Origin of the sequence: uncultured Tenacibaculum sp., assembly GCF_947494125.1 — a bacterium.
Classification (GTDB): Bacteria; Bacteroidota; Bacteroidia; order Flavobacteriales; family Flavobacteriaceae; genus Polaribacter.
Window position 1 is genome coordinate 33,975 of the sequence record NZ_CANLTU010000016.1, and the last position, 26,945, is coordinate 60,919.

At 28.9% G+C, this 26,945-nt stretch carries 30 protein-coding genes and 2 tRNA genes; 21 read left to right on the forward strand and 11 right to left on the reverse strand.

Annotated elements, in window-relative coordinates:
* Window positions 1–55 precede the first annotated feature (55 nt).
* The 5 genes from Q0881_RS16520 to rodA are packed head-to-tail and all read left to right on the forward strand — an operon-like array spanning window position 56 to window position 5,620.
* Window positions 56–1,084: a rod shape-determining protein gene (locus Q0881_RS16520; RefSeq protein ID WP_299162711.1), complete on the forward strand. Its 1,029-nt coding sequence runs from the start codon at window positions 56–58 to the stop codon at window positions 1,082–1,084.
* 16 nt (window positions 1,085–1,100) lie between these two features.
* A complete protein-coding gene (gene mreC, locus Q0881_RS16525) occupies window positions 1,101–1,928 on the forward strand; it encodes a rod shape-determining protein MreC (protein WP_299162713.1) in 828 nt (275 codons plus the stop codon).
* Window positions 1,921–2,427, forward strand: coding sequence for a rod shape-determining protein MreD (mreD, locus tag Q0881_RS16530; RefSeq protein WP_299162716.1), 507 nt, complete (start codon window positions 1,921–1,923; stop codon window positions 2,425–2,427). Before mreC ends, mreD begins: the two co-directional genes overlap by 8 nt.
* Window positions 2,428–2,478: 51 nt before the next feature.
* Window positions 2,479–4,362, forward strand: coding sequence for a penicillin-binding protein 2 (mrdA, locus tag Q0881_RS16535; protein ID WP_299162719.1), 1,884 nt, complete (start codon window positions 2,479–2,481; stop codon window positions 4,360–4,362).
* Window positions 4,343–5,620 (forward strand): rod shape-determining protein RodA, encoded by a 1,278-nt coding sequence (gene rodA, locus Q0881_RS16540; RefSeq protein ID WP_299162722.1) that lies wholly within the window; start codon window positions 4,343–4,345, stop codon window positions 5,618–5,620. Before mrdA ends, rodA begins: the two co-directional genes overlap by 20 nt.
* 306 nt (window positions 5,621–5,926) lie before the next feature.
* Here rodA and rpsT read toward each other — a convergent pair whose 3' ends face one another.
* The 4 genes from rpsT to proS all read right to left on the reverse strand — a co-directional run bounded on the left by rpsT (window position 5,927) and on the right by proS (window position 8,253).
* Complete coding sequence (gene rpsT / locus Q0881_RS16545) at window positions 5,927–6,178, reverse strand: 30S ribosomal protein S20 (RefSeq protein WP_299162725.1); 252 nt, start codon at window positions 6,176–6,178, stop codon at window positions 5,927–5,929.
* Between the two features lie 34 nt (window positions 6,179–6,212).
* A tRNA-Glu gene (locus Q0881_RS16550) sits at window positions 6,213–6,284 on the reverse strand.
* Window positions 6,285–6,408: 124 nt separating this feature from the next.
* Window positions 6,409–6,480, reverse strand: a tRNA-Glu gene (locus tag Q0881_RS16555).
* Between the two features lie 294 nt (window positions 6,481–6,774).
* Complete coding sequence (gene proS, locus Q0881_RS16560) at window positions 6,775–8,253, reverse strand: proline--tRNA ligase (protein ID WP_299162728.1); 1,479 nt, start codon at window positions 8,251–8,253, stop codon at window positions 6,775–6,777.
* Between the two features lie 147 nt (window positions 8,254–8,400).
* Here proS and Q0881_RS16565 point away from each other — a divergent pair, with 147 nt between their 5' ends.
* From Q0881_RS16565 to Q0881_RS16585, 5 genes are all read left to right on the forward strand, one after another.
* Window positions 8,401–9,669, forward strand: a complete 1,269-nt coding sequence (locus Q0881_RS16565; protein WP_299162731.1) for a hypothetical protein — start codon at window positions 8,401–8,403, stop codon at window positions 9,667–9,669.
* 48 nt (window positions 9,670–9,717) lie between these two features.
* Entirely contained in the window at window positions 9,718–11,112 is a 1,395-nt protein-coding gene (locus tag Q0881_RS16570; RefSeq protein ID WP_299162734.1) for a hemin receptor, read from the forward strand.
* A gap of 101 nt (window positions 11,113–11,213) precedes the next feature.
* A complete protein-coding gene (locus tag Q0881_RS16575) occupies window positions 11,214–12,107 on the forward strand; it encodes a NifU family protein (RefSeq protein ID WP_299162737.1) in 894 nt (297 codons plus the stop codon).
* Between the two features lie 21 nt (window positions 12,108–12,128).
* Complete coding sequence (gene ubiE, locus Q0881_RS16580; RefSeq protein WP_299162740.1) at window positions 12,129–12,857, forward strand: bifunctional demethylmenaquinone methyltransferase/2-methoxy-6-polyprenyl-1,4-benzoquinol methylase UbiE; 729 nt, start codon at window positions 12,129–12,131, stop codon at window positions 12,855–12,857.
* A gap of 1 nt (window position 12,858) precedes the next feature.
* Window positions 12,859–13,560, forward strand: coding sequence for a porin family protein (locus tag Q0881_RS16585; RefSeq protein ID WP_299162743.1), 702 nt, complete (start codon window positions 12,859–12,861; stop codon window positions 13,558–13,560).
* A 409-nt stretch (window positions 13,561–13,969) separates the two neighbouring features.
* On the opposite strand, the gene Q0881_RS16590 is transcribed toward Q0881_RS16585, so the two are convergent.
* From Q0881_RS16590 to Q0881_RS16600, 3 genes are read right to left on the reverse strand one after another with little or no spacing between them, the layout of a single operon-like run.
* Window positions 13,970–14,788: a hypothetical protein gene (locus tag Q0881_RS16590; protein ID WP_299162746.1), complete on the reverse strand. Its 819-nt coding sequence runs from the start codon at window positions 14,786–14,788 to the stop codon at window positions 13,970–13,972.
* A gap of 27 nt (window positions 14,789–14,815) precedes the next feature.
* The gene (locus Q0881_RS16595; protein ID WP_299162748.1) at window positions 14,816–15,022 is read right to left on the reverse strand and encodes a hypothetical protein; all 207 of its coding nucleotides are present in this window, start codon (window positions 15,020–15,022) and stop codon (window positions 14,816–14,818) included.
* Window positions 15,023–15,027: 5 nt separating this feature from the next.
* A complete protein-coding gene (locus tag Q0881_RS16600; RefSeq protein ID WP_299162750.1) occupies window positions 15,028–15,597 on the reverse strand; it encodes a sigma-70 family RNA polymerase sigma factor in 570 nt (189 codons plus the stop codon).
* A 225-nt stretch (window positions 15,598–15,822) separates the two neighbouring features.
* On the opposite strand from Q0881_RS16600, the gene Q0881_RS16605 reads away from it, so the two are divergent.
* Together Q0881_RS16605 and rpe are read left to right on the forward strand one after the other, a co-directional pair.
* Window positions 15,823–16,686 carry a sigma-70 family RNA polymerase sigma factor gene (locus Q0881_RS16605; RefSeq protein WP_058884193.1) on the forward strand — a complete coding sequence of 288 codons (864 nt, stop codon included), beginning with the start codon at window positions 15,823–15,825 and terminating at the stop codon, window positions 16,684–16,686.
* Between the two features lie 147 nt (window positions 16,687–16,833).
* Entirely contained in the window at window positions 16,834–17,490 is a 657-nt protein-coding gene (gene rpe / locus Q0881_RS16610; RefSeq protein ID WP_299162752.1) for a ribulose-phosphate 3-epimerase, read from the forward strand.
* A gap of 108 nt (window positions 17,491–17,598) precedes the next feature.
* On the opposite strand, the gene Q0881_RS16615 is transcribed toward rpe, so the two are convergent.
* Window positions 17,599–17,751 (reverse strand): hypothetical protein, encoded by a 153-nt coding sequence (locus Q0881_RS16615; RefSeq protein WP_299162755.1) that lies wholly within the window; start codon window positions 17,749–17,751, stop codon window positions 17,599–17,601.
* A gap of 98 nt (window positions 17,752–17,849) precedes the next feature.
* Complete coding sequence (locus Q0881_RS16620) at window positions 17,850–18,269, reverse strand: CBS domain-containing protein (RefSeq protein ID WP_299162757.1); 420 nt, start codon at window positions 18,267–18,269, stop codon at window positions 17,850–17,852.
* A gap of 126 nt (window positions 18,270–18,395) precedes the next feature.
* Here Q0881_RS16620 and Q0881_RS16625 point away from each other — a divergent pair, with 126 nt between their 5' ends.
* The gene (locus Q0881_RS16625) at window positions 18,396–19,028 is read left to right on the forward strand and encodes a Crp/Fnr family transcriptional regulator (RefSeq protein ID WP_299162760.1); all 633 of its coding nucleotides are present in this window, start codon (window positions 18,396–18,398) and stop codon (window positions 19,026–19,028) included.
* Here the strand turns inward: Q0881_RS16625 and Q0881_RS16630 are convergent.
* Entirely contained in the window at window positions 19,023–19,832 is an 810-nt protein-coding gene (locus Q0881_RS16630) for a zinc-dependent peptidase (protein ID WP_299162762.1), read from the reverse strand. The two genes, Q0881_RS16625 and Q0881_RS16630, sit on opposite strands and share 6 nt — an antisense overlap.
* 819 nt (window positions 19,833–20,651) lie before the next feature.
* Between Q0881_RS16630 and Q0881_RS16635 the strand changes: the two genes are divergently transcribed.
* Genes Q0881_RS16635 through Q0881_RS16645 form a run of 3 tightly spaced genes read left to right on the forward strand, consistent with a single transcriptional unit; the run spans window position 20,652 to window position 21,840 of the window.
* Window positions 20,652–20,876 (forward strand): hypothetical protein, encoded by a 225-nt coding sequence (locus Q0881_RS16635; protein WP_299162764.1) that lies wholly within the window; start codon window positions 20,652–20,654, stop codon window positions 20,874–20,876.
* Entirely contained in the window at window positions 20,851–21,555 is a 705-nt protein-coding gene (locus Q0881_RS16640; protein ID WP_299162767.1) for a hypothetical protein, read from the forward strand. The genes Q0881_RS16635 and Q0881_RS16640 overlap by 26 nt, the downstream gene beginning before the upstream one ends.
* Complete coding sequence (locus tag Q0881_RS16645) at window positions 21,556–21,840, forward strand: hypothetical protein (protein ID WP_299162770.1); 285 nt, start codon at window positions 21,556–21,558, stop codon at window positions 21,838–21,840. It abuts the gene before it with no gap.
* 66 nt (window positions 21,841–21,906) lie between these two features.
* Here the strand turns inward: Q0881_RS16645 and Q0881_RS16650 are convergent, their stop codons facing one another.
* Complete coding sequence (locus Q0881_RS16650; RefSeq protein WP_299162774.1) at window positions 21,907–22,326, reverse strand: helix-turn-helix transcriptional regulator; 420 nt, start codon at window positions 22,324–22,326, stop codon at window positions 21,907–21,909.
* Between the two features lie 36 nt (window positions 22,327–22,362).
* Here Q0881_RS16650 and Q0881_RS16655 point away from each other — a divergent pair, with 36 nt between their 5' ends.
* From Q0881_RS16655 to Q0881_RS16675, 5 genes are all read left to right on the forward strand, one after another.
* Window positions 22,363–22,611: a hypothetical protein gene (locus tag Q0881_RS16655; RefSeq protein ID WP_299162777.1), complete on the forward strand. Its 249-nt coding sequence runs from the start codon at window positions 22,363–22,365 to the stop codon at window positions 22,609–22,611.
* A gap of 112 nt (window positions 22,612–22,723) precedes the next feature.
* Window positions 22,724–25,585, forward strand: a complete 2,862-nt coding sequence (locus tag Q0881_RS16660) for a hypothetical protein (protein ID WP_299162779.1) — start codon at window positions 22,724–22,726, stop codon at window positions 25,583–25,585.
* Entirely contained in the window at window positions 25,569–25,802 is a 234-nt protein-coding gene (locus Q0881_RS16665; RefSeq protein WP_299162782.1) for a hypothetical protein, read from the forward strand. Before Q0881_RS16660 ends, Q0881_RS16665 begins: the two co-directional genes overlap by 17 nt.
* A 44-nt stretch (window positions 25,803–25,846) precedes the next feature.
* Window positions 25,847–26,248 carry a hypothetical protein gene (locus Q0881_RS16670; RefSeq protein ID WP_299162785.1) on the forward strand — a complete coding sequence of 134 codons (402 nt, stop codon included), beginning with the start codon at window positions 25,847–25,849 and terminating at the stop codon, window positions 26,246–26,248.
* Window positions 26,249–26,344: 96 nt separating this feature from the next.
* Window positions 26,345–26,548, forward strand: a complete 204-nt coding sequence (locus Q0881_RS16675; protein WP_299162788.1) for a hypothetical protein — start codon at window positions 26,345–26,347, stop codon at window positions 26,546–26,548.
* Window positions 26,549–26,945 lie beyond the last annotated feature (397 nt).

Sequence of the window (26,945 nt, forward strand, 5' to 3'; positions counted from 1 at the left end):
AGATTTTTATTAGATTTGTAAGATTCCACTTAAATATATAAAACAACGATACCATATGGGGTTTTTCGACTTTATGACTGAAGATATTGCAGTAGATTTAGGAACTGCAAACACGTTAATTATACACAACGGAAAGGTTGTTATCGATAATCCATCCATTGTTGCTCGAAATAGATTGACTGGCAAAATCATTGCTACTGGTCATGAAGCGAACAGAATGCAAGGAAAAACGCATGAGAACATAAAGACAATACGTCCATTAAAAGATGGGGTTATTGCCGATTTTGATGCGTCTGAACAAATGATTAAAGAGTTTGTAAAGCAAATTCCAGCAATAAAAAAGAAACTTTTTCCACCTTCATTAAGAATGGTTATTTGTATTCCTTCTGGAATTACTGAAGTAGAAAAACGTGCCGTTATTGATTCTGGTCGCCATATGAATGCCAAAGAAATCTATTTGATTTATGAGCCAATGGCAGCTGCAATTGGTGTTGGCGTTGACATTATGGAGCCTAAAGGTAATATGATTATTGATATAGGTGGTGGTACAACTGAAATTGCTGTTATTGCTCTTGCAGGTATTGTTTGTGATCAATCTGTAAAAGTTGCTGGTGATTTATTTACAAGTGACATTATGTATTACATGCGTACTCAACACAATTTATATGTTGGTGAAACTACTGCTGAAAAAATAAAAATTCAAATAGGTTCTGCTACTGAAGATTTAGATACTCCACCTGAAGACATGATGGTTCAAGGACGTGATTTATTAAGTGGAAAACCAAAACAAGTACAAGTTTCTTATAGAGAAATAGCAAAAGCTTTAGATAAATCTATTCTACGTATTGAAGATGCTGTTATGGAAACATTATCTAAAACGCCACCTGAATTAGCTGCCGATATTTACAATACGGGTATTTATTTAGCTGGTGGTGGTTCTATGCTTAGAGGCTTAGATAAACGTTTATCTAGAAAAACAGATTTACCTGTTTATGTTGCAGAAGACCCTTTACGTGCTGTTGTACGTGGAACAGGTATTGCATTGAAAAATCTTGTGAAATACAAATCTGTATTAATCAAATAAATTTTAATGATTACTTATGCAACAGCTTGTTTATTTCTTACAGAGGTATAAAAACTTTTTGTTTTTTCTATTTTTAGAAATTATTGCTGTTGCATTAATCATTAATAATCATTCTTTTCACCGAAGTAAGTTTATTAGTTCAACAAATTTTATTACTGGAGGCTTATATGAAAAGTCATCAGAAATTTCAGAATATCTAAACTTAAAAGATAGAAATATAACACTTACTAAAGAAAACAAGATATTAAGAAATAAACTAGAAAAACTATATGCTCTAGTTGATAGTACAAAAATTTCTTTCGTTGTTGACTCTTTACATCCTAATCAACAATACAAATATATTAATGGGAAAATAACCAATAACTCATACAATAAAGCCAATAATTTTATTACTATAAACCAAGGTGTTAAAAACGGAGTTTCTACAGAAATGGCTGTGATTAATAGTAAAGGAATTATTGGTATTACAGATAATGCTTCAAATAAATATGCTAGAGTACAATCTATTTTAAATTCAAAAAGTAGAATTAATGCTAGTTTTAAAAACAATAATCATTTTGGAACTTTAACCTGGGATGGGAAAGACTATAACACAGTCCAATTAACTGACATTCCTCGTCAAGCTATTTTTAAAGTGGGTGACACAATAATTACTGGAGGTAAATCTACAATATTTCCAAAAGGAATTCCAATTGGAACTATTTTAGAGGTACCAGAAAACTTATCAGCTTCTAACACTATCAATATTAAATTATTTAATGACATGTCTAACTTAGGGCATATATACATTATAATAAACTTAAATAAAAAAGAAATTAAAACTGTAGAAAACAAAAATGAATAAAACCATTTACATCATATTTCTATTTATTTTTCTCTTGTTATTACAAGTTTTAATTCTTAATAATATATTATTCTTAGGATATATTAATCCATACTTATATATCATATTTGTGTTTCTTTATCCACTAAACACAAATCGATTTCCTTTTTTAAGCTTAGCTTTTTTATTAGGCTTATGTGTTGATGCTTTTTCGAATTCTGGAGGAATACATGCATTTTCTATTTTATTTATAGCTTATATAAGACTCTTTTTGGTTAAAACTATTTTCAAAAAAACTGAATCTGATTATCTATTATTTAACTTAAGGCTTGAAACATTTGATAAAGTATTTAATTACACTGTAATTTTAACACTTATACATCATTTTATTTTATTTAGTTTAATTAATTTTAGTTTCTATAATTTTTCAAACGTAATGATTAACACACTTTTTTCCAGTGTCTTTACGTTAGTATTATACTTTTTAGGAAGTTTTATCTTTAGAAAAAAACTTGCTTAACAAAATTGTAGCATACAACACCTATCTCAATAACAAAGATAAAAGCAACGGATGAAACGAAGTTTTTTACTACTTTTTTTAATAACATTAATTGGAATCATATACATTGTAAGACTATTCCAATTACAAGTAATTCGTGGGGGTAATCAAAACCCTATACAAAGTTCTACTGTAAAGATTGAATACGATTACCCAGAACGAGGTCATGTATATGATCGGAATGGAAGACTACTGGTGGCTAATCAATTGTCATACGATGTAATGGTGATACCAAAAAACGTTGAACCTCTAGACACATTAGAATTTTGTTCACTTTTAAAAATAAACAAACAGAGTTTTAAAAAACGTTTTAAAAAAGCAGAAAAATTTGCTCGTTGGTTACCTTCGGTTTTTTTGAAACAATTAGCTAAAGAAGATTTTGCTTATTTACAGGAAAAACTTTCTAAATACAAGGGGTTTTATATTCAAAAACGTATTATCCGAAATTACCCTATTAAATCTGCTGCTAATGCTCTAGGTTATATTAGTGAAGTAAATGAACACATTGCGAAAACTAGTAATTATTATGAGCAAGGTGAATTAATAGGTAAACAAGGGGTAGAAAAAGAATACGAAAAAGAATTAAGAGGAATAAAAGGAAAAAAGCATTTTAAAAGAAATAATTTAAATAAAATTACTGGGATTTTTAAAAATGGTAAATACGATACTTTAGCTGTACCAGGGAAAGATTTAACACTAACTATAGACAGTAAACTACAGCAGTATGGAGAGTTATTAATGAAAGGTAAAAGAGGTGGTATTGTTGCTATAGAACCTAAAACTGGTGAAATTCTTGCTTTAGTCACAGCACCTTCTTATGATCCAAATTTATTAGTTGGACGTAAACGATCTCCTAATTCTGTAAAATTATTTAATGACACTATAAACACACCTACTTTCGATAGAGGTTTACAAGCCATGTATCCTCCTGGATCTCCTTTTAAAATAATTAACGGCTTAATAGGATTACAAGAAGGTGTTATTGACGAAAACTTTGGGATCTATTGTCACCATGGGTATAAGTATGGTAGTAGAAAAAATGAGTTTATGGGATGTCACTGTGGAATTGTAGGCAGACCAATTCGCTTAAAAACAGCAATTGCAAAATCTTGTAATAGTTATTTTGCCACTACTTATAAAAAAATTATTGATAAATCTGGTGATCCAAAAACTGGAATGCAAAAATGGAATAAACATGTTGAAAGTTTTGGGCTTGGTAATTATTTAGGTTATGATTTACCCTCTGGAAGAAAAGGAATGATTCCTGACACTTTATTTTACAATAAATGGTATAAAAACAGATGGAAATCAACCTATACCATTTCTAACGCTATAGGACAAGGAGAAATACTTACCACCCCAATGCAACTAGCTAACATGACTGCTGCTATTGCTAATAAAGGATATTTTTACACTCCTCATGTTGTAAAAAAAATAGGTGACAAACCTATTTCTGATTCTATATTTACTACTAAAAGAAACACAACAATAGACTCAAAGCACTTTCCTATTGCTATTGAAGCAATGCACGAAGTATTTACTTATGGTACCGCTAAATGGTATCAAATAAAAGGAATTGATATTTGTGGTAAAACTGGAACTGCAGAAAATAAAATTAAAATTATAGATGGAGAGAAAGTACAAGCTCCAGATCATTCTATATTAATTGCTTTCGCTCCAAAAGATAACCCTAAAATAGCTATGGCTGTTTATATTGAAAATGGGGGATATGGATCAACAATAGCTGCTCCGATAACAAGTTTAATGATTGAAAACTATATTAAGGGAAGTGTTTCTCGAAAAAACTTAGAAGACAGAATGATTAATTTAAGTCTTCAAGATCAATATAATAAATTAATTCAAAAGAAAGATACACTTGCGCAAGGAACGAAATAACATTTTTGAAGATATAGACTGGGTACTAGTCTTATTATATATTGTATTAGTTGGTTTTGGCTGGATGAATATTTATGCAGCTTCATCTACAGATGATACCAGAGAAGCTTTTGAGTTTTCTAGTAAATATGGGAAACAATTAATTTTTATTTGTCTCAGTGTTCCTGTAATTATTTTAATCTTATTTTTCAACTCAAAATTCTATGAACAATTTGCTAGTGTTTTATATATCTTTTCACTAGTATTATTAGCAGGAGTCTTGGTGTTTGGTAGAAAAATAAATGGAGCAACCTCTTGGTATAATTTCGGAGGAATAGGCCTGCAACCTTCCGAATTTGCAAAAGCTTTTACAGCATTAGCACTTGCAAAATTGATGAGTGATAGACAATACAATTTAAAATTGATTAAAAACCAAATTAAGGCATTCTTTGTAATATTTTTACCTGCTTTTTTTATCGCTCTTCAACCAGACATGGGATCTGTATTAATTTATTTTGCCTTCTTTTTTGTATTAAATAGAGAAGGATTAACACTTGCTTATATTTTATTTGGAGTATTATCAATAATTCTATTTATACTAACAATATATTTTGGAGCAAAATGGATTCTATTTATTTGTTTAATTATAATCACCTTATCTACTTTATATGGTCTTTACAAAGACAAACGTTTTTTTCGTTTTAATGTTATTAGAATAATAAGTCTATATCTTTTTACCAGCCTTTTTGTTTTTGGTATTGGCTACACTTACGACAATATTCTAGAGCCACATCAAAAAGATAGATTTGACATTCTTTTAGGCAAAACAACAGATCTTAAAGATAAAGGATACAATACGTATCAATCAGAATTAACAATTAGCTCTGGAGGCTTTTTTGGAAAAGGTTTTTTACAAGGTGACAGAACACAAGGTAAATTTGTCCCAGAACAAGAAACAGATTACATCTATAGTACTGTAGGTGAAGAATGGGGGTTCTTAGGTAGTTCTTTAGTTATAATTCTATTTATGTTTTTATTATACAGAATCATATATTTAGCAGAAAAACAGACTAACAAATTTGGGCGAATATATGGTTATGGCATAGCCTCAATTATCTTTTTCCACTTAATTGTAAATATAGGAATGGTTATAGGTTTGTTGCCTACTATTGGAATCCCTCTTCCCTTTTTTAGCTATGGAGGCTCTTCGTTATGGGGATTCACATTACTCCTGTTTATTTTCATTCGTTTAGACGCGCATAAAAAGTACGACTGGTAGATGAAAACCGAAAGACTTCAACAAACATAATTTATACCTCAATACTTTAAAAACTATGACATATACTTACCAAGTATATGTACTAAGACATTTTATAATAGCACAAAACCTCTTCCCTTTTATATTATCAGTATAATTGTTACTGTTTAATGTTAATTTAATCAATCTTACACCTTTCTTTTCATTTCTAACATTAAGAATTATTACCCTACAATAATACCTTAAAATATTATTTTAATTTATTGCACACAAAAAACGCTTCAATAAATATTGAAGCGTTTTAACTATTAACTAATCTTATTTTTCTTATAAAGCTGCTACGTGCTTAGCTAATTTAGATTTTAAATTTGCTGCTTTATTTTTGTGAATTATATTATTCTTTGCTAATTTATCTAACATAGATACAACTGACGAAAACATTCCTTCTGCTTCTTTCTTATCTTCACTAGCTCTTAATTTTCTAACAGCATTACGAGTTGTTTTATGCTGATATTTATTTCTTAAGCGCTTTGCTTCGTTACTTCTAATTCTTTTAATTGCTGACTTGTGATTTGCCATTTTATTAATTCTTATTTGTTTATAAAAAACTTTGTAGTCCGTACGGGAATCGAACCCGTGTTACCAGGATGAAAACCTGGCGTCCTAACCCCTAGACGAACGGACCAAAACAATCGCTTTGATTGCGGGTGCAAATATACAATACTTTTTTATATTTGCAATAATTTTATTTTTTTTAATTCTCAATTTATAAAAATGATTAAACCCTTTATAAACATCAATTAAACTAGTAGTCCGTACGGGAATCGAACCCGTGTTACCAGGATGAAAACCTGGCGTCCTAACCCCTAGACGAACGGACCAAAACAATCTTTTTTCTGATTGCGGGTGCAAATATATAAACTGTTTTTTATTTGAACAAAGCTTTTTTTATTTTTTTTCTAAAAAATGAAAAAGCTATAAAACACCCCTTGCTATTAACCAATATAATCAACTGAAATTCAAAAAAAATATAAAAACTAAAAACCGGTGATTTCAAAAATATTTTTTTCAAACAAAACCAAGAAACCTTCATTTATTATCATCCCAGTTTAAATACAAATTAAGACCTTACAACAGAACACAAAAAACCCTGCTTTTAGCAGGGTCTAATTTATTTAATATGCTTTTGCAAAAAGAACTCTTTTGGATGATTCTTTACCCGTAAAAACACATTTCCCAGCTTCTTCTTTCGCATCGTTAGGAATACATCTAATAGTTGCTTTTGTTAGTTCTTTAATTTTATCTTCAGTCTCAATTGTACCATCCCAGTGAGCAGAAACAAAACCTCCTTTATTTTTAATTACATCTTTAAACTCTTCAAATGTATTTACTTCTGTAGTATGAGTACTTCTATAGTCTAAAGCCTTTTTAAACAAATTCTCTTGGATTTCATCTAATAAACCTACAACAACATCAACAACCTCTTCTCTAGAAACAGTTTGTTTTTCAAAAGTATCACGACGTGCTACTTCAACTGTACCATTTTCTAAATCACGATTTCCCATCGCTATTCTTACTGGAACACCTTTTAATTCGTATTCAGCAAATTTTGCACCAGGTCTAAAAGTATCTCTATTATCAAACTTAACAGACACTCCTTTCTTTCGTAATTCTTTAACTATAACATTAACTTTTTCTGAAATAGCGACTAATTGTTCTTCTCCTTTATATATAGGTACAATTACCACTTGGATAGGCGCTAACTTTGGAGGTAATACTAATCCAGCATCATCAGAGTGCGTCATAATTAACCCTCCAATCAAACGAGTTGAAACTCCCCAAGAAGTAGCCCAAACATGCTCTTGTTTACCTTCTTTAGATGTATACTTTACATCAAATGCTTTTGCAAAATTTTGTCCTAAAAAATGAGAGGTTCCTGCTTGCAACGCTTTACCATCTTGCATTAATGCTTCTATAGTTAATGTATTATCAGCTCCTGCAAAACGTTCACTCTCAGATTTAGCTCCTTTTATTACTGGCATTGCCATAAAATTCTCAGCAAATGTAGCATACACCTCTTGCATTTGTTCAGATTCAGAAATCGCTTCCGCTTTTGTTGCGTGTGCTGTATGCCCTTCTTGCCATAAAAATTCTGCAGTACGTAAAAATAAACGTGTACGCATTTCCCAACGAACTACATTTGCCCATTGATTAATTAACAAAGGTAAATCTCTATACGATTGTATCCATCCTTTATATGTATTCCAAATAATAGCTTCAGATGTTGGACGAACGACTAATTCCTCTTCCAACTTAGCCTCAGGATCAACACGTAATTTACCTTCATTATCTGGATCATTTTGTAAACGATAATGAGTAACTACCGCACACTCTTTTGCAAAACCTTCCGCATTTTTTTCTTCAGCTTCAAACAAACTTTTAGGCACAAATAAGGGGAAATAAGCATTTTCATGTCCAGTTTCCTTAAACATTCTATCTAATTCTGCTTGCATTTTTTCCCATATTGCAAATCCGTAAGGTTTAATTACCATACAACCTCTTACAGCTGAATTCTCAGCTAAATCAGCCTTTACAACTAATTCGTTATACCATTTAGAGTAATCTTCTGCTCTTTTTGTTAAATGTTTGCTCATAATCAAAAGTTTGGCACAAATATTGTTATTTTTTATGCGTAAAATTGTATTTGCAAAACTACATTAAAAAGGCTACAAGCCCAACAAAGAAATTGTTTTTTGCATTTCAGTTTTTAATAAGCTCATTCTAATCTAAAAACATAAGACATGAAGTTACATTACTACAATACTAAGCTTCCTTTATACATTCTATCATTATTTATGATAACTACAATTGTTTCTTGCGGAACAATGCAAACGGTTGCTAGTAGTGATGACGGCATTTACGATGAAGGTAATGAAAGACAAGAGCAATCACAACGAAAAGTTGTATATGCTAATGAAAGAGAAGCTAAAGAATATAATGAGAACTACTTTACAAAAGAAGTTGAGCGTTTAGATGCTTTAAACGGCACAGATATTTTCACTGATATTGAGAATTATAAATCTGACAATACTGACTTTAATGACGAGGAAGATATTATATATGAGGATGATCAAGAATCTAATATTGGCTATAATTCTAATGAGCCATGGGGATACAATAACAATAACAACAGTGATGTTGTAATTAATATTAATACCTCTCCAAGATGGCACTATTATAACAACTGGGATTGGGATACATATTATGGGTACTCTTATTATAGACCTTGGTGGCGTTCTCGTTATTATGGTAACTATTGGGGATATAATTCTTATTGGCACCCATATAACTATGGACATTATTATAATACAGGGTTTTACGCAGGTGGTTTTTACAACTACTGTCCGCCTTATTATAGAAACAATTACTATAGCCCATATAACAACTACAATAATAGATATTATAGATCACGTAGAGGTGCAAATCCTTATAGAGGTTATAGAACTACCTCTACATCTAGAAGAGGGTATACAACTGGAAGAAGAGGAACTTCTACTTCTAGAAGATCTTCTAGCACGTATAGAAGAAACAATAGAAATTCTTCTATACGTAGTACAAGAGGAACAAGAACAATTAGAAATACTAGAGGCAATACTGGTGGATATAAACCATCTAGAAGCACTAAAAGATCTACGAGAGGATATAATTCTAACGGAAGATCTACAAGAAACACAAGAGGATATAATACTCGTGGTTCTTCAAGAAATTCAAATAGATCTTATAACAATTCTAGAAGTACTCGCAACAACTATAATACAAGAGGTAATAGCAGTGCTAATTCTACAAAAAGAAATACAAGAAATTATAATACTGGTGGACACAAACCTACCAGATCAACAAAGAGAACCGTAAAAAAGTCTAATTATACTACTCCATCCAGAAGCAGTTCAAGAAGCTCAAAAAGTTACTCTACTCCTTCTAGAAGTACTCGTAGTTATTCTACACCATCTAGAAGTAGCTCTACTAGAAGCTCTTCAAGTAATAGAAGCTCAAGAAGCAGACGTAGATAAATTTAACCAACTTTTTTAAATAAGTTTTTAAACTAATTAACAAAGAACATGAAACGATTTTTAACTTATGCGATACTCATCGCTAGTACTTATACTGCCTACTCTCAATCTTTAGGATATAATGACTTAGGTATTCTTTTTACAAAAGACGATAATTTTGGAACCGCTCGTTTTGAAGCTATGAGTGGAGCTTTTGGAGCTCTTGGAGCTGATGTTTCTGCTATAAGTATTAACCCTGCAGGTGGTGCTGTGGCTAAGAAAAGTATTTTTTCCGCTACTTTAAACAATCGAAATACTGAATATTTAGCATCTTACTATGGTAATACCGTTGGTATTCAAGACGATTATTTAAACATTTCTCAAGCTGGAGCTATTTTATCTTTCGATTCTGCGTACAGTTCAGATTGGAATCGTTTTTCTTTAAATGTAAACTATAGGCTTAAAAGTGACTTTGAAGGTTCTTTTTCTTCAAGTGGAAATAGTGGTCAGGCTTTATTTAATGAACATCCAGATGACACAAGTAATCAGTTTGACAACGGACAAGAACAACGTTTTACCAATACTACTAGAGGAGAAAGTTCAATTTTAGAAATGGGATTCTCAGCAGTACATCAAAATAAATTATTTGCTGGAGCTAGTATCAAATTTCATAGTTTTAAATTTGGTCAAATAACAAGGTTAAGAGAGACTAATCAAGATACTAATGGTAATACTCTAAATGCATTAAACATTCAAGACAGTTACTTTGAAGGGAATGGTATTTCATTAAGTGCAGGTTTCATATACAAAGTAAATCAAACATTTCGTTTTGGGTTAGCTTATGAAACACCTACTTGGCACCCTGAGGTTTTTGAAGAAAGCAACTTAAATGTTTTTGATCCCAATGATTCTAGATATGATGATTGGCTAGGTTATACCGATATTTCAGCCTCAAATCAAGCTACCGATATTAATAGTGGTGAAGAATTTAGTTCTAATATTTTTAAATTAAGAACTCCTAGTAGATTAACTGCAAGTGCCGCATTAGTATTTGGAAAACAAGGTTTAATTAGTGCCGACTATACATACAAAGATTATAGCGGAACAAAGTATCAAGAAAATGATGCAGTTTTTATAAATGCAAATCAAAATTTCAATAATGATTTTAAAAATGTTCAGGCCATAAATATTGGTACTGAATGGCGTTTTGATAAAATGAGTATTAGAGGGGGGTATCATTTTGAGGAAAGTCCTTTTAAAAATGCACTAGACAGAGACCACACCAAAGGATATTCTCTAGGTTTAGGGTATAACTTTGGAGACATGAAGTTTGATTTAGCATATAGTAAATCAGAAAATAACAGTCCTTATAATATCTATAATTCTCCAAATGTGAATGTAAACCCTATTGAATTAAACAATAATACTACTAGAATTTCTGGAACTATTACTTTTAGTCTATAGTTTAAAAAACATAAATAACATTAAGGTCCTGCTTTTGCAGGACTTTTTATATATACATATATCAGTTTTTTACCGTAATTTTGCACTTCATTTTACAACTTATGAGCTCAATTAAAATAAATATACAAGAAACTAATAACGAGACTATCCTAAAATTTGTTAGTAACACTATTTTAGTAAATGGAGGCAGTTATGAGTTTAACAATATAGACGAAGCTAAAAACTCACCTTTAGCACAACAACTTTTTTATCTTCCTTTTGTAAAAAAAGTGTTAGTTACAGCAAACTTCATAGCTATTCAGCGATATGATATAGTTCAATGGGACGATGTTGAAGAAGAAGTTCGTGAACAAATAGAAAACTATTTACAAGAAGGTAATACTATTGTTACAGAAGAAACTACAAAGAAAGATGCCGTTGAAGTATATGCTGAAGTTACTCCAAACCCTGCAGTAATGAAATTTGGTACAAATAAAGCACTTACACAAACCGATGTTGAATTTAAAAATATTGATGAAGCAAGCAAATCATCACCTTTAGCACAACGATTATTCAGTTTCCCATTCGTGAAAGAAGTTTTTATTTCAGAAAACTATATATCAATAAGTAAATATGATATGGTCGAATGGAATGAAGTATATCAAGAAGTTCGTACTTTTATAAGAAGTTATATTCAAGAAGGAAAAACTATTATACAAGAACTTCCTAAACAACAAACAAAGCAAAACGTTGAAATTCCAAAAGAAGACTTAACTGATACCGAAGCTAAAATTGTTGATATCTTAGATGAATACATAAAACCAGCTGTAGCTTCTGATGGTGGAAACATTGCATTTCAATCATATAATGAAAGTACTAAACAAGTAAGTGTTATTTTACAAGGTGCTTGTAGTGGATGCCCATCATCAACAGTAACTTTAAAAAATGGTATTGAAACCATGCTTAAAGAAATGCTTCCAAATCAGATTAACGAAGTAGTTGCTATTAACGGATAATTTCATCGCAAAAAAAATAACATGTCAAAAAGCATCAAACCATACAAAAATTCTGAATTAGGAAAAAAAGAACAAGTCGCTAAAATGTTTGACAATATTTCTGAAGATTACGACGGATTAAACCGTGTTATTTCTTTAGGAATTGATGTTAGCTGGAGGAAAAAAGTAGTGAAATTAGTTGGAGAAAACAACCCGCAACAAATATTAGATATAGCAACTGGAACTGGTGATTTAGCTTTAATGATGGCTGAATTAAACCCCAAAAGGATTGTAGGTTTAGATATCTCTGCAGGAATGTTAGAAGTTGGTAAACAAAAAATAGCCAAAGCAGATTTAACTAATAAAATTGAAATGATTGTTGGTGATAGTGAAAGCATCCCTTTCGAAGACAATACTTTTGATGCTATTACTGTTTCTTTTGGAGTAAGAAATTTTGAAAACTTAGACAAAGGCTTAACTGAAATACTTCGTGTATTAAAACCTGGAGGTAAATTTGTGGTTTTAGAAACATCAAACCCAACCAAGTTTCCTTTTAAACAAGGTTATAAGTTTTACACTAATTTTATTCTTCCTATTATTGGTAAAATATTTTCTAAAGATAAAGTTGCCTACTCTTATTTATCAGAAAGTGCTAATTCTTTTCCATTTGGAAAAGCCTTCAACAATATTTTGCAAAAAAATGGGTTTAAGAATGCAAAGAATTTACCTGTAACTTTTGGAGTTGCATCAATTTATACCGCCTTAAAATAGTATGCTAAAAAAACTTTTATTTTTTGGGATTTTTGGAATCGTTTCAATTACCTCTCAAGCACAACAAGAAAAAGTATTGAATTTACCTAGTTTTGATAAGCCTCTTTTTCATTATGGTTTTTATTTAGGTTTAAACAGTAATGGATATAAAGTAGGATACAAACCTAGTGGATTTAACAATGCTGAAATAGAAGTAAAATCTTCAGTAGGGTTTAATGTAGGATTAATTGCTGACCTTAGATTACATAATAATGTAAATTTAAGATTTGAACCAGGTTTAATGTCTAATACCAAAACCCTAACTTTTAAGCATATTGTTGGATCTGACAATGTAAAAACAAGAGAAGTTGGAGCTACATACTTACACTTACCTTTAATTTTAAAATTAAGCACAAATAGACTTAATAATATAAGGCCTTATGTATTAGGAGGAATATCTTACGATTATAATTTTTCAAGTAATGAAAATAATAGTGATGATAATTTTGCCGGTGAGTTTAGAACAACTACAAGTAATCTAATGTATGAATTGGGTGTTGGAGTAGACTTTTATTTTAGTTATTTTAAATTCTCACCATCTATTAGAGGTGTTTTTGCTGTTAATAATGAAGTTAAATACGATAATAAATCTCCAAGTCAATGGACAGACCCTATTGATTTTCTGGGGACCAGAGGGGTTTTCTTACACCTCTCTTTTGAATAAAATTAAAAAACAGCTAATTAAATTAGCTGTTTTTTTGTGGTTATAATTTATAAAAATTATATTTCCTTTTCTTTTCTATAGTATAAGACACCTATAATTTGTTTTGGTCACAAAGTTTAAGTCCTAAAAATCCTTATATATAAAACGAGTGGTTTTTGTTTCCAAAAACCACTCTCATTTACTTAAAAGATAGATGCCCCCCGATAACTATCTTCGTTTATTTAGACACTTTTTATTTATTTAAGTCACAAAAAAGGACAAAAAAAATGACCATCTTTAGATGGCCATTTAATTAGTAAAGAATAAATTCTTTACCTATAAGATAGAAGTCCCCCGAAATCTATCATTTTTTAAAATCATTTTTCTATATATAAATATGGCTCAAATATATAAAAAAAAATTTAATCATTTATTTTTTTACAACTATTTTACTGTTTACCACATCCTTAATAGGTAAAACTACCTTACCTTCATCTGTTGTTACAGTTAAACAAATATTATCTATTGCTGTAACCACTCCTACTACATCTCCAATAACAACCTTTTCTCCTATACCTATATTTTTTCTTGAATAATAACCAAAAAGCAATCTAGAGACTGCGTCTCTTGCACCTAAACCAAAAGCAATTGTAAATGCTAGAAGAATTGACCCAATTATAAGAGTTAAATTACTTTTTATCAGAGAAGTATCTACTCCCGCCTGATCTAATGCTGTTATAGACAAAAATATAACTATTAAGTAAAACGCAATATTTCCAACTAAATTGCCTCCTGAAATTTCAAAAGATTTAAACATAGATTGAATTGCTTTTTTTACAATAGTTCCTAAATACGCACCTGCAACAAAAATTCCAAGAGCAGTTAATAATTTTGGTAAGTAAGCAAAAAAGCTTTGTATACCTTCAGAAATTACATTTATTCCAAAAATATTAGACCCAGCCATTACAAAAGTTAGTATCAAAAACCATTTTAGTACTGCTAAAATCACATTAGTTAATACTATATTTATAGTACTATTACCAAAAATTTCAGTTTTCCTTAGTTTTTTAGACCATTCATCAATTTTTGTTTTTGCTAAAGCTTTTCTTACTATATATAAAAATACTTTAATAATTATCCAGGCAAGAATTACAAATCCTATAAAACCTAATACCGTTGGTAAAGAATCTTTAACATTTTCAAAAACATCTTTAAAGGATTCTAAAAAACCTACTTGTAACGCATTCATAATAATAGTTTGTTTTGGTTATGTAATTTAGTTTTGATTATTATTCTTGTCCTTAGCTTCTTTTTTAGGCGTACCACCTCCTAATAAATCTGCTATTGTATTTGGGTATTTAACCACAAATAAATCAGCCATATCTATTGAAAGCTTAATCATTGCCACATCGTTTAGTACTTTTTCTTTTAGTACCTCTGGCAATTCTTCATTATGTAATATTTTCTTAAATGGATTATCCATAATTATTACAATTTGTTATACGCTTTAACTACTTTTTCTTTAGCTCTTTTTAAACGCATTTTTACTGCGCTATCACCCAACTCTAATAATTCTGATATTTCTTTAATACTCATATCATCTTGATACTTCATTAATAAAATCATTTTCTCCGACGGAGATATCATTTCGAGTGCTTTTGCTAGTTTATCTGATTTCAACTCAAATAAATCAGCGTCATCTATTTCATTTTCGTTAATTTCTTCTTTAATTTGGTCCGTTACTATTGTTACTTTTTCCTTTTTCTTTTCTTTATTTCGCTGCACGTAATTTACACAGAAATTATAAGTAAAAGAATAGAGCCATGTAGAAAACTTAGACCTTCCTTTAAAAGTTCTTAGTTTTACAAACAGGCGTATAAAAACATCATGTGTTAAATCTTGAGCTTCTTCTTTACTTTTAGAAAAGCCATAACATTTGTTATATACAACACCAGCATAACGGTCGTACAAAATAGCGAATAAATGAGTATCATTTTTCTCCACTATTTTAGCAACCAGTTCTTCATCACTAAATTTTGTAGCATCAAGACTTTTCAAGGGCTAAGTTTGGTTTCCTTATTGGTTATAATTAGACTTGCTATTTTAGACACCTAATATTAAAAGAAGTCACATAAAATTTTCTCTTCAAGTTTCAAAATTAACAATTCTTTAACAAATTGAGAAATTTTATAAAAAACTTTTTATTTTTTGTAACATTAATGTAACATCTTACGTATAAGAATATGTAAGCCAATAGATAAATTAAAAATATTTCGTAATTACATGAGACAACTTAAGATTACAAAACAGGTTACCAATAGAGAAACCGCATCTTTAGATAAATATTTACAAGAAATAGGAAAAGTAGACTTAATTACCGCTGATGAAGAAGTTGAATTAGCGCAAAGAATTAAAGCTGGTGACCAAAGAGCCTTAGAAAAATTAACTAAAGCTAATTTACGTTTTGTAGTTTCTGTAGCAAAACAATACCAAAATCAAGGATTAACTTTACCTGATTTAATTAATGAAGGTAATTTAGGTTTAATTAAAGCAGCAAAACGTTTTGATGAAACCCGTGGTTTTAAATTTATCTCTTATGCTGTATGGTGGATTCGTCAATCTATATTACAAGCCTTAGCTGAACAATCTCGTATTGTACGTTTACCTTTAAATAAAATTGGATCTATTAACAAGATCAATAAAATGTATGCTTTCTTAGAGCAAGAAAACGAAAGACCTCCAAGTCCTGAAGAAATTGCTAAGAAATTAGATATGACTGTTAATGACGTAAAAGAATCAATGAAGAATTCTGGTCGTCACGTATCTATGGATGCTCCATTAATTGAAGGAGAAGACTCGAACTTATATGATGTATTAAACTCAGGTGAGTCTCCAAATCCAGATAGAACTTTATTACACGAATCTTTACGAATTGAAATAAACCGTGCTTTAGAAACATTAACTCCTCGTGAAGCTGATGTTGTTAAACTATACTTTGGTTTAGGTGAACATCAACCAATGACTTTAGAAGAGATTGGTGAAACTTTCGATTTAACTCGTGAGCGTGTTCGTCAGATTAAAGAAAAAGCTATTCGTAGATTAAAACACACATCACGTAGTAAAATATTAATGACTTACTTAGGTTAAAAAACATATACAATAACGGTAGTTTATTATAACTATTCGTTTTTTGATTATTAAAAAGAAAACTCTCGAATTATCGAGAGTTTTCTTTTTAATACACTCTATAGTTTTGACTATATTTGCCACTCAACAACAACACAACAAATTATAATGGAAAAACTAGTAGCTCCTTCAATTTTAGCAGCTGATTTTGCTAATCTACAGCGTGATGTAGAAATGATTAACAATAGTAAAGCCGATTGGTTTCACGTAGATATTATGGACGGAGTATTTGTTCCTAATATTTCTTTTGGTATGCCCGTTTTAAAAGCAATTTCTAAACATGCTAATAAAACTATCGATGTACATTTAATGATTGTAGATCCAGATAGATATATTGATACTTTTGCTGATTTAGGAGCAGACATATTAACTGTTCATTATGAAACATGCACCCACTTACACAGAACAGTTCAAGCAATAAAAGCTGCTGGTATGAAAGCTGGAGTTGCACTAAACCCTCACACTCCAATTGCTGTTTTAGAAGACATAATAGAAGATTTAGATTTAGTATGTATTATGAGTGTTAATCCAGGTTTTGGAGGGCAGTCTTTTATAGAAAATACTTATAAAAAAATAACTCAATTAAAACACTTAATTGAGTTTTCTAATTCTGAATGTCAAATTGAAATTGATGGTGGAGTTACCGATAAAAATGCGAATAAACTTATTGAAGCTGGAGCTGATGTTTTAGTTGCTGGTAGTTTTGTTTTTAAAAGTGATAATCCTACGGAAACAATTTCTAATTTAAAAGCAATTATTAATTAAGTAAGTAAGATAAATTTTTAAAGCCAATTTTATTTATATAAATAAAATTGGCTTTAAAATGTTGTTATTAATAATCTTCTAATAAATAAAAAGTTAAACTTTTAATTTTTATACTCCCCCACAAAAAGGTTTATTCATACAAATATAACCACTAGGTAGAGGGTCACATGTAGTGCACATAACATAAATCCAACCTCCTTTTATAGATTTTTGTTCAGATTTATTTAAAACTGAGCCTAAATTTGAAATATCATTCAACATAATATAGTGTTTTGAGTTTCTCAAAAATAAATTATAAAAAATAATATCAAGTAAAAAAAACCATACTAAAAGTAAGGATTTCACTTACTTTTAGCACTTTAAAATTGCTCTAACAAATAGTAAATCAAATCTGTAGTAGTAACAATTCCTACTAGGCTCCCATTATCTACTACTGGTAATGCGTGAAACTCTTTTTTAGATAAAATTTCTGCAACTTCTTTAATTGTTGCTGATGAACTAACAGTTACTAGGTTTTTAGCCATAACTTGCTCTATAGTAAACATATTATATACTACGGTATCTACATCTGTTTCATCTTGGTCTATAGCATCTGCAAAGCTAATTCTTAATAAATCAGTATAACTTAACATACCTTTTATTTCTGTTCCACTCACTACAGGAATATGTCTTATATGTTCTTTTTTAAATAACTTTTCTGCTCGTATTAAATCATCTGTACTACTTAGAGTAATTACATTTTTACTCATAATTACTGATACTGGCGTTCTTTTTTTCATTTTAATGTGGATTTATTGTTTATTTCTATATCAAATTTCTGAAATAAATCCACTAGAAAAACTGATTAAAATCATGCTGTTTTATTTTATTTCTTTGTACATTATACTTTGTAAATAAAAACAAAATTGATACTAGATTTAAAAAAACATTACGGATACATATTTGAAGATGAATTAATTAATGAAATTTCAAATTTAGCCGTTTACAAAGAGTTTGAAGCTAATACTATTATTATTGATGTTAATAGCTATATGGTTTCTATCCCCTTAATAATTAGTGGTGCTATTAAGATTTTAAGGGAAGATAAAGATGGTGATGAATTAGTTTTATATTATATAGAAAAAGGTGACACTTGCGCTATGACTCTTTCTTGTTGTTTGGGAGAAACTAAAAGTAAAATTAAAGCTGTTGCAGAAACTGATATTAAATTATTAATGATTCCAAAAAATAAAATGTCTGAATGGTTAAGTAAATATAAAAGTTGGCAAGAATATATTTTACAAAGTTATCATTCTAGGTTAAATGAATTTATTGAAGCTGTAGATTCAATTGCTTTTTTAAACATGCATGATCGTCTGTACAAATATTTAAAAGATAAAGCTATGGTTACAAATAACGATCTTATTTCTGCTACACATCAACAAATAGCCAATGATTTGCATACTTCTAGAGTTGTTATTTCTCGTTTATTAAAAGCTTTAGAAAAGCAAGACAAAATAGAGTTAAATCGAAATCAAATAAAAATATTAGAATTATAATTTTGTTGACTTATAATTAAGCATTATTTCAATTTTTCTAAACAACACAGGAAACTTATTTTGTAAATCTTCAGGCGTTTCAAAAAAATGCTCCATTATTACAGCTACAAATTCTAATTTATTAGTTAGCGCATAATCTCTAAAATAATTAGATTGTTTAATTGCTTCTACATTGTTTTTATCACTCATAAAAGACACTATTTCTTCAAATATCTTATAAAATATCTTAGCACTTACATCTTTAGATTTACTTCCATGAAAAGTTAAAGCATGAGTGAATTCATGAATTCCAAGATTTAAATTATCATTTACAATAATTTCACCTAATAAAAAATCTTCCCAAGAGAAAGCTATTGTTTTATATCTAGGGTTAAACTCCCCTTTATGATATAGTTTTGTTGTTACTGAATAAAAGCTTTTAGGATAGATCACAATTTTATTAAAAGTAGTAGTAATATATCTTCGCATACCAAAAGTTAATTTTATATATGACGACGCTATTAATACTTTAATCTCTGGTGTTAACTCTACATTTTCTCTTTCTATAAAATCATATTTCCTAAAAAACTGTACTAACCTATGCTCAAAATATTCTTTTTGTTTGTTATTTAGTTTATTATAAAATGATATATTTTCTACTAAAAAAGCTTTCTTTTTTTTAGGTAATTTTTTCTTTACCAAATAGAAGTGGACAAATATTGGTTTATTAAAAACAGCCACATACATCGTTTCTAAAATGCTTACACTAACACCTAAAAAACTGATTACAAACCCAGTATACTTAATTATAGAAAAATACCTCATTATTCTTAAATAAAAAACCTCTTATGTAACAAATGTTACATAATTTGAAATAGTTGTTTTATACTTTTATTGCTCACTCGAAAAGAGTGCACCCCTTTTTCTTTTTCCCTAAAAAAGCAGTAGAATAACTTCTACTGCTTTTTATTTTGTGACCCAGAGAGGATTTTTTTTACAATCACTACCTGATGATTTACAATACATTAAGCATCACCGTGGGAAGTAAATGGGACGTAATTGATATTTTTCATTAATTTTATGTTTATGCTTTTTATAACTTTTGATTTATTTCTATTATATTTTACAATATTAATTTATTTATTATAATTTCTATACTAATTGTACTCAAAAAATAAAAACAATAATATAGATACTATAATTATAAGGAAAATAGTGAGTACAAAAATGAGTACAAAAGCGAGTACATTATTTTTTGAGTACAAATAAAGACCTTCTCTTTACATAAAATTCAGCAGATTTTTCTTTAATAAGAAGATTACACACTTTTTTTATGTGTTAAATTTGAGTAATTATAGAACTAAATCTTAAATACATATTTTCTCCAACTATTACAGATATACTCTGAGTTTTATACGTTTTTTTTCTGTAATACACAATACCTAATACCCCTAAACAGCTAATACCTAATACCCCTATTTTTTTAAGAACTAGTTTTATTTATGCAGTTTTAATTTTAAAAGCATTAAATTTGTTTGATTGCATAGAAAATGTTAAAATGTATTGGATAATTAGTTTTTAATAGACTTTTTATCTTTTTCATATACCATATATTTACTTAATAAAATATAAAAAAAGTAAATAATGAAAAAAGCATTAAAAATTTTAGTAACAATGATTACAGTATTAACATTTTCAAATTGTACCGATGAAAAATTAGAAAATTTAGAAGAAAAAAACAGTTATGAACTTAAGCTTATTCAAAACGATGAAGTTGGGGACGATGAAGATGAAGAACAGCAAGAAAAACAATTTATTCAAAACGATGAAGTTGGGGATGAAGATGATGACAACCAACAAGAAGGGTAAATTTAAAGCATTATTAACAGGGGTTTTATTTTTTACAATTTGTTGCTTACCATATAGTCATACATATTGGGGACAATTAAAAAATTGGAAACCGTATAAAACCCATTTTGCTAAGTATAAAAAAATAATTAATAAATCAAACAAGGAAAGAACAGATTTATTAAATCAGCTTGAAAATAAAAAAATAGATATTGCTACATATATTCAAAAAGCGAAAGAAGTAGAAACTACAAAGAAAATTGAATTAAAGAAATATCATGCAAAAAAAAATGTACTTAAACAAGAATACTCTTTTTTAGGATACTCTTCGTTTAGGTATTTTTTATATGCTATAGGACTACCTTTCTTAGCCCTCTCTGTATCAATATTCTGTATTTATTTAGTTTTTAAATCAAACTCCAACGTAAGAACTAAAAAATTATATAAAATTGCATGTATTGGATTTATTTACGTTTCTTCATTCTGGGTTTTACGTTCATTTTTAACAAGAACTGATTTCCCTAAACTTTCCTATGATTTAAGTTTTGTAATTACTGCAATTATATCAACAACTATTATCTATAGTTTTGTATATTTATTGAACTCCTTAGAAAGAAAGAGAAAAGAAAATCAAAAAGAAATTGAAAATTTGATTTTAAACGGTAATGAATTAGTAGAATTATTAAACCCCTCGACATAAGTGAAATCCTTAAAACTAATCAATAAAGAAATAAAAGATCTAACATCTAAATTTAAAGACGGAGATCTCACTCATAAAGAAACTATTTGTAAGTTTCAGATTATTATAAATGATTTAAAGAATGTTCTTGGAGAAAACAATAAAGCTTTATTCCTTTTGCAAACAAACTTTATAAAAACAATAAGTCGATTAGAAAAATATAAAAACTTAACAGAATCGTTTACTCAAGAAATTGAGCTAAATATATCTTTAAGAAAAAAAGCGGGCTTACCTTTAAATTACTAATTAAATTATATTTTTTCAAAAAAAAACAACTCTCAATTTTAATTCACTTAATTGAGAGTTGTTTTTTTAATTTCTTAATTTTTGATATTCTCTATGAATTTCATTTTCCTTTTTAGTAAGCTTTAAATCTAGCCACTTATTGAAAACAGGATCGTCTAAAAGCTGTTTTTCATACATTAATATAGCTTCTCTTACTATTTCAATTTCTTTTATGGTTAACTTACCAGATACCTCCCCCGATAAGCTAACTTTATTATTAAATACATCTGAGGTTTTTGATAAATTCTTATTTACAATATCATCAATAGAAATTTTATACTTTTCAGAAATTTTCCGTAATGTATCAATTTTCGGTTTTGCTTTCCCATCTATATAGCTACTTATAGCTCCTCTATTTAACCCAAATATTTTCCCAAAGGCATCTTTAGCAAGATTCTCCCTCCCAACTAAGTGGTTGATATTTAGCGAAATAAAATCTTCAGTCATATTTTTTATGTAATATTTTACAGAAATTATATGCTAATGCAGAAATTATCTGTATATTCGTGTCACATTGTAACACAAATATACAGAAAAATGTCTAGCAATTATCAAAATATGGGGTCTCCTCCAAAAACAATTTATCAGATCATAGCAGAAGAATGTAATGTTACCCCAAGATATGTAGGAAAAATAGCCAGAGGAGAGAAACAGCCTAAATACGGTAAGAAAGGTTTACAAGTAAAAGAAGCTTTAAAAAAATTTAAATATTCTTCAAATACCAAAGAATAATTTATGCAGCAATCTCAAAACAATGAACGCTACTATTTAAAATTAAATAGTAATAGAATTAGCAGATATAAAATATTTGATAAACGAAACGAGACTAAGTAAATCTTTTTCAATGAACTACAAGTACAACACCTCTGATCTTTACAACGCAACTAGCGATGGTTTAGATATTCTACATAAACACTTTCCAAATTGCGTTGGTTGCGAAACATCAGGTAGTAAGAAGTTCAAATTCCGTACCAATGAAAAGACTGCAAGTGCTTCTTTATTTAAAAAAGAAGGTAAATGGTTAGTTGTAGATTTTGGTGATAAAAGTTATGATGCTGTTAGCGCGATTATTAGTAAAACAGGGCTTTCTTTTATAGAGGTAATGAAAAAATTATATGCTGAGTTTAATATTGGTGAAAATAACACCGTTTATACAGCAAATATTGAATTTAAAAATAACACAGATAAGTTACCAAAAACATATTTTGAAGTAAAGACTAAAGAATATCATAACTTAATAAGTATAGGTAGGTTTATTACTTCTCCAATAGCAAAAGAATTCAATTTTTTTGAAGTAGAATATTATAAAAAGATTACCAAGAAAGAAGGTAAGCTAATGATCACAAGTAGTACTGAAAATTATCCAATTTTTGCGTATTCGAATGATTTAAAAACATGGGCTAAAACCTATAAACCAGCAGAATTTAAACGAAAAAATACAGAAGGAAAAACTGTAAACTTCAAACATGGCTATTTAGGATCAAAAGACAATGATTATATCCATGGATTGGATAGAATATTAAAGAAAGTTGATGAAAACCTCATTACTTCATTATATGAAGATTTAACACGTACTTCAAGTAGAGATGCTCGAAAAGAAATTCTTAATGAGATAAAAGAGCTACAAGTTAAAAATATTATTATCTGTAGTGGAGGCTCAGACGGTTTAAACCTAGCTTCAATATCAGACGATTATTATCCAATTTGGTTAAATAGTGAGGGACAACAATTAAGCTATGATCAGTATAGTAGATTAAATAAACTATGTCAAAATTTTTACAATTTACCAGATATAGATAATTCTGGTAAAAAATATGCTTTTGCGTTAGCAAATAAATATTGGAACTTAAAAACTATATGGTTGCCATCTTCAAAAATGGGGCAAAATGGTAAAGATTTTAGAGACTGGCTGAAATATTATACAAACGCAGACAAAAACGCAATAAAACGCAAATTTGAAAACTTATTATTAGTTGCATTAAAATGCAATTTTATTGATAGTAACGATAAAGGTCGTCCACAAATAAACTTAGCAAATTTGCATTATTTTTTAAATGCAAACAATTTTTATAGTTATAGGCAAGATTTAAATATTCAAGATAAAAATAACGAGGACACATCATTTGTAGTTAAAATAGAAGATTATAAAGTATCTGTTCCAGAGACTTCTGAAATACGCAAGTTTTGTATAGAATATTTAAAAGACAAAGGAGCTTGTTTAGATAAAATAAACTTAATAAAACGTTCAAGATCATTCTCAGTAAATGAGTTGAAAAACATTGACTCTATTGATATTGATTTTAAAAATTGTAATGCAGTTAGTCAGTTGTTTTATTTTAATAACGGTATTGTTAAAATAACTTCAGATAACGTTGCTTTTAGTTCACAAAACATTTCAAACAGCTTTGTTTGGTCTCACAAAGTTGTAAATAAAAACTTTATAGTACAACAAAATTACTTTGAGTATTATAAAGATCAACAAGGTCGTAATCGTGTAAAAATAAAAGATACTTCATGTGATTTCATGGCGTACATAATAAATGGAAGTCGTGTACATTGGCGAAAAGAAATTGAAGAACCTTTTGATACCGTTCAAGAGCAAGAAAATTACAGAAAAGCTAATTTATTTACGCTAAATGGAGAAAAACTTTCAGAAGAAGAGCAAATAACACAAGAGCAACATTTTTTAAATAAATGTTTTGCATTTGGTTATTTAATACACCGTTACAAAAGAGAGGATTATGCGAAGTTCATTTACATTATGGATGATGCTGTAAAAGGAAGTGATGATGATGCAAATGGAGGTACTGGAAAAAGTTTAGGTATTAGGGGCTTAAAAGAGTTATTAAATATTTTTACAGTTGATGGTAAAGATGATGATTTAAGTTCAAATAAGCATTTGTTAGGAGGTTTACAAAAAGAACATGATGTAATAAATATAGAAGATGGAAAAAAAGGTGGAGCATTTGATTTTTTCTATAATAAAATTACAGGAGAAACAAATATAAATCCAAAGGGGAAACAAGGTTACTCATTATCTTTTGCAGATTCTCCAAAATTCGTAGGTACTTTTAATTATGGCTTAAACAAAAATCGAGGTTCAGATTTACGACGTTTATTCTTTGTTTCCTTTAGCGATTACTACCATGCACATACAGATAACTACAATAGTGAACGCAAAGTTTCAGATGATTTTGGGCATTCTTTTTTTCAAGATTGGAACGACGAACAGTACAATAAGTTTTATAATTTTTTAATGCAATGTTGTCAGTTGTATTTAGCTAATGTTAGAAATGAGTTTTTAGCGCCAATGGACAATATTAAAATGAACAATTTAAAGGCACAAATCGGTGATAATTGTATGGAATGGGCAATGGAATATTTTTCAGATGAAAGCAGGTTTAATGTTAATCTTTTAAGGAGCAATCTTTATACTAATTATGTTGATTTTGTTGGAAAAAAATCAGCAGTTGGAGCAAGTAAATTTAAAAAGGCTGTCGAAACATATTGCAAAATGGAAGACTATATTTTTAATCCTAAAGAGTATAGGGATTCTCAGGGAAGAATAATGAAAAATGAAGTTGATATGGCTACTCAAAAACGTGTAAAAAAAGAACATTTTTATATTAAAAAGGAAATACCTAATCAAGAAGAGCATGAAAACGTAATAACCAAAGAAGTAAATACAGATGGAATTACATTTTAAAGCAATGAAATGGTGCTGGAATAATGGAGTGAAAATAACACCATTTCCAATAATTTCTGATGGTTCAATTTTAAAAATAATTGTTAGCAAGAATGGAAATGAAACATTAGGAGAACAAAGCTACACTTCTAAAGAGGTTTTTATAAAAATTAATGAATTGTACTTATCAATATATGAGAAGAATAACAAATTATATGAAACTATTACAAATAACTAAAAACTATAACAGTAGCTATTCTGCTACATTTTAAAACAAAAAAAATGAATTATACCCCGAACGAAAAAAAAATAGGTTTGAACAATAGCTCAAATCTTAAAGTAATGTTTAATGAAGATCTTTCTATGTTACCAATATATCAAGAAAGTCTAATTTCTTTGATACAGTCCTCGTTAACTACAGAAGAAAATCATTCTTATTTTAAAAACTCTCATGTTATAAATTGTTTAGATGTTTTAAAGGGGTTAATGATTGGTAGAGATGAATATGTAAGGTTAAGTAAACAACATAAATATGAAGACAAGCAACATAAAAAATATATAAATAGAAAAATAAAAGAGATGGAGGAAAAAACAAAAGAACAAGAAAGAATAATTGCAGAATTATTAAAAACTGCTAAAAATAATATAGCTGAATTGGTGACTGAGTTAGTAGAGGAGGTTTAAGAGCTTAAATATACCCTCTCTGATTCTATAGGAGAGAGTATTGAAAGTTTTGAACTTTAAAAAACGGAACAAAAAGACAACAAAAATAATTTATTTATGGAATTTCAATACCCGCCTTTTAAAGATACAAAAAAAGCCTTATCGGAATACTACTGGAGGTTGCCAAAAAGATTTTTTAGAAGCACAATAAATAGAATAATATCAGAATCAAGAGGTGTAGATATTAATACTGCAAAATATATAAAAATAATAACTCCTAAAGAATTTAGATTATTTGTTGATGAAGTTGATCGAGTTTAGAGAAGTACTAGTAATTATGAAATTTTCAGATTTAAATATAAAAGACAAAATAATATTAATCGCTTTGCTAATAATTGCAGTTTTAGCATTCTACAAAGCATTTAATCTGTAGATAAAATGAAAGCATAAAGAAAACTCCCGAAGGAGTTTAATTAGGGAATTAACAATAAAAAGGGGTGGAATTTAAGGATATATATTTTGGGAATATTTTATTTCTTTCTATTTAAAGATAGTGAAATTTTAATGAAATAGATATATGCTATTCGACCAAATTCCTTTATGAAGAAGTTGAATAGTAAAAAAGTAAAGATTAATTAAACTGTAGGTAAAATGACTATGGAATAAGAAATGAAATTTATTTACAATAAGTAAAATGCGTATTACACTTGTTGTGGTT